The sequence below is a fragment of the Candidatus Erwinia dacicola genome (genome assembly GCF_001756855.1).
GTDB classification, from domain to species: domain Bacteria; phylum Pseudomonadota; class Gammaproteobacteria; order Enterobacterales; family Enterobacteriaceae; genus Erwinia; species Erwinia dacicola.
The window spans coordinates 1-3,041 of record NZ_MAYS01000477.1 but is presented as its reverse complement, the minus strand read 5'-3'; the positions used below and the strand labels follow the sequence as shown (position 1 = coordinate 3,041).

Genomic DNA, 3,041 nt, shown 5'->3' with positions numbered 1-3,041 from the left:
CGTCCTAAGACTCTACCGCGATTTCCCGGGTGGTCATGCCTTTGGCATGCAGCGACAGGAGGTTGTCCATCCCGGTAATACGAATCTGATGTAACTGTTTTTCGTCCATAATTTGACCTGTTTTTGATGTTGAATTGAACATATCAAAATCAGGCAATTACACAATCTCGTGTACAGGCTCCCGCGCTGTCTGCGACGGTGTGTGTGGCGCGTTACTTCTGTGATTCAACCACCGCTTTACTACTCGTGGCTGCTTTTTCCCAGGCGGCCAACTTCTCATCCGCCTTCTTATAGCGCTGCGCCAGCATTGAACAGACCATAAGCTGCACTTGGTGGAAGATCATCAGCGGCAGAACGATAATCCCCACCGCCGCGGACGGGAACAGAATGTTCGCCATCGGTACGCCGTTCGCTAGGCTCTTTTTCGAGCCGCAGAACAGAATAGTTATCTCATCTGCCCGATTGAAGCCGAACAGCTTCGCTGCGGCGAGGTTGACGACCAGCACCACAAACAGCAGGCCAAAGCTACCAACCACAATCCATACCAGCGTCATCGCTCCCACGCGGTGCCAGATACCGTTGACTACCGCTGCACTGAAGGCGGAGTAAACCACCAGCAGAATCGACGCTTGGTCAGTTTTACCAATCAGGCCACGGTTGCGCTCAACCCATCCGGCAATCCAGCGGCGCGACAGATGACCAGTCACGAACAGTACCAGTAGCTGCAGCATAATGCGGCCGATCTGCTCCAGGCTGCCGCCCGGGACGTCGCTGTGGACATTCATCAGCAGGCTAACCAGCAGGGGAGAGATAAATACCCCCAGCAGACTGGAAGCCGAAGCGCTGCACACCGCTGCCGCAACGTTACCCCCAGCCAGAGAGGTCAGGGCAATCGATGACTGAACGGTGGCCGGCAGGATCGACAGATACATAAAGCCAGTATAAATCTCGGTGCTGAGATTGAGCGGATGCCACCAGAGAAACAGCATGCCTAGCGCCGGGAACATCACGAAAGTGCTGAACATCACCCACAGGTGCAGACGCCAGTGGCCGCTTCCGGCGATAATTTTTTCCCGCGACAGCTTGGCACCCTGCATAAAGAACAGCAGGGCGATCGCGATGGTGGTCAGCCACTCAAAGAAATCAACAAAATGACCGCGCGCAGGCAAGAAAGAGGCCAGCAGCACGGTGATAATCAGTTTCAACATCAGTGGGTCGATACGAAAAATATGCATGGTTAATGCCTAGTTAAAAAAACATGCGGCTATTGTGCGCTGACAGGTTTTAGAAATAAAATCGATTTATTGAATTCATATATGAGAAAATTAGATGAATTATACGCTTCGTCAGCTGCGCGTGTTTGTTGCAGTGGCCCAGCAGAGCAGTTTCAGCCAGGCGGGGCAGCTGATTGGTCTGAGCCAGTCTGCCGTTAGCCACAGCATTAAAGAGTTGGAAAACGAAATGGGCATTCGCCTGCTGGACCGCACTACCCGTGAAGTGCTGCTGACCGAAGCAGGTGAGCAGCTCGCCAGCCGCCTTGAGCGCCTGTTAGAGGAGCTGAACAACACGCTGCTGGATGTGCGCCGCTACGGGCAGCAGCGCAGCGGTACGGTGCGTGTGGCAGCCAGCCAAACCATTTCCGCACACCTGATGCCGCAGTGCCTCGCGGCTGGACAGCTGCATTACCCGGAGATCAAAGTTATGCTGCGCGACCGCCCACAGCAGTGGGCGCTGCAAAGCATTCGCAATGCGGAAGTGGATTTTGGCATTGTAGTCGGGCCACTGCAGGCCGATGATCTGGAGCAGGAGGCGATCCTCAATGAACCCTTTTTGCTGCTGTGCCGTCAGGATGATCCGCTGGCAGCGAAGGCGACAATCCACTGGCATATGCTGAATCAGCGCACGCTGGTATTACAGGATTATGCGTCCGGTAGCCGGGTGCTGATTGATGAGGTACTGCGCGTGCAGCAGGTACAGGCAGAAATCGCCCAAGAGATTGGCCATCCGGCTACGCTTTACCCAATGGTGGAAGCTGGGATTGGTATCAGTATTTTGCCTGCGCTGGCGTTGCCGTTACCGCAGGGCCGACCACTGCTGGTCAGGCGCATCCTGCCGGAAATCAACCGCACCATTATGCTGATCCGGCGTAAAAATCGCTCGCTGACGCCTGCGGCAGAAGCTATCTGGCAGGAAGTGCGTCAGCAGGCGGGACTGCTGACGCAACAGCGTGCCAGTGCGCCGCCGTTTTAGATATAAATGTTCAGGGCGTTGGTTGCCGTCGGGCGGTTAACGCCGTCAGCAACTTTACTGCTGCCGCTATCAGGCGGCCTACTCGCTTTCTGCTTTTCTGCCGCTTTTTCCGCCTGCTGCTAGATTTGCGCCAGCTGAGCCTGCAGCATGGCGATCTGGCCTTCGATCATCTGCTGCTCAGACTTCTGCTCATCCGTCAGCTCATTGTTGTCACTCAAGCTGTTAAGTTAATTTTGCAGCGCAATAATCTGCTTGGTGATGCTGGTGATCTGCGAAGTTGAGTTGCCGCTGCCTGAACTGCTGGCGACGTTGGCACTGCTGCCGATAGTGCTCATCTCTGCCTTCTTTGTCATTAACCAATACGGGTTATCGGACGGGATCGCATGAGACTTAAGGCGCTAAAGCGTAAAAAGAGTGATAAGAAAGTGCAAAGAGGGGCAGATCGCACATAGCAAAAAAGGGGCTTTAGGGCACCTTCTTACATTGGATGTGCGTGCAGCGTGGCTGGCACTGTTGCAAAGATATTGATGAGTTAGCCTTTCGTGTTATTGAAAGGTCTTATCTTTCAAAGACTTAGACTGTAAGTACTACAGCCGCTCAGATTTGTTGGGCGTCAGACCACCGTTATACCAATGGGGCCTGATAGCGCTGTAATATCCCGTTATATAGTGGATTATCGCGCCCTGGGCTTCGCTGAAGCTGTTATAGCCCTTCGTCGGCACCCATTCGGTCTTCAGGCTCCGGAAGAACCGCTCCATAGGGGCGTTATCCCAGCAGTTTCCCCGTCGACT

General features: G+C 54.1%; 4 protein-coding genes. 1 reads left to right on the top strand and 3 read right to left on the bottom strand.

Annotated features, from left to right (window positions below):
* Positions 1 to 212 precede the first annotated feature (212 nt).
* A complete protein-coding gene (locus BBW68_RS12565) occupies positions 213 to 1,235 on the bottom strand; it encodes a bile acid:sodium symporter family protein (protein ID WP_070135622.1) in 1,023 nt (340 codons plus the stop codon).
* Between the two features lie 94 nt (positions 1,236 to 1,329).
* On the opposite strand from BBW68_RS12565, the gene BBW68_RS12560 reads away from it, so the two are divergent.
* A complete protein-coding gene (locus BBW68_RS12560) occupies positions 1,330 to 2,250 on the top strand; it encodes a LysR family transcriptional regulator (RefSeq protein ID WP_070135621.1) in 921 nt (306 codons plus the stop codon).
* A 119-nt stretch (positions 2,251 to 2,369) separates the two neighbouring features.
* Here the strand turns inward: BBW68_RS12560 and BBW68_RS20355 are convergent, their stop codons facing one another.
* Together BBW68_RS20355 and BBW68_RS12550 are read right to left on the bottom strand one after the other, a co-directional pair.
* Entirely contained in the window at positions 2,370 to 2,468 is a 99-nt protein-coding gene (locus BBW68_RS20355; RefSeq protein ID WP_338061306.1) for a FlxA-like family protein, read from the bottom strand.
* A 369-nt stretch (positions 2,469 to 2,837) separates the two neighbouring features.
* Positions 2,838 to 3,041: integrase core domain-containing protein (locus BBW68_RS12550; protein ID WP_070133629.1), on the bottom strand; the 204-nt coding region annotated here is incomplete at its 5' end.

Excerpts from the sequence above, each read along its gene's own strand:
- BBW68_RS12565 (WP_070135622.1), bottom strand. The coding sequence starts at position 1,235 with ATGCATATTTTTCGTATCGACCCACTGATGTTGAAACTGATTATCACC.
- BBW68_RS12560 (WP_070135621.1), top strand. The coding sequence starts at position 1,330 with ATGAATTATACGCTTCGTCAGCTGCGCGTGTTTGTTGCAGTGGCCCAG.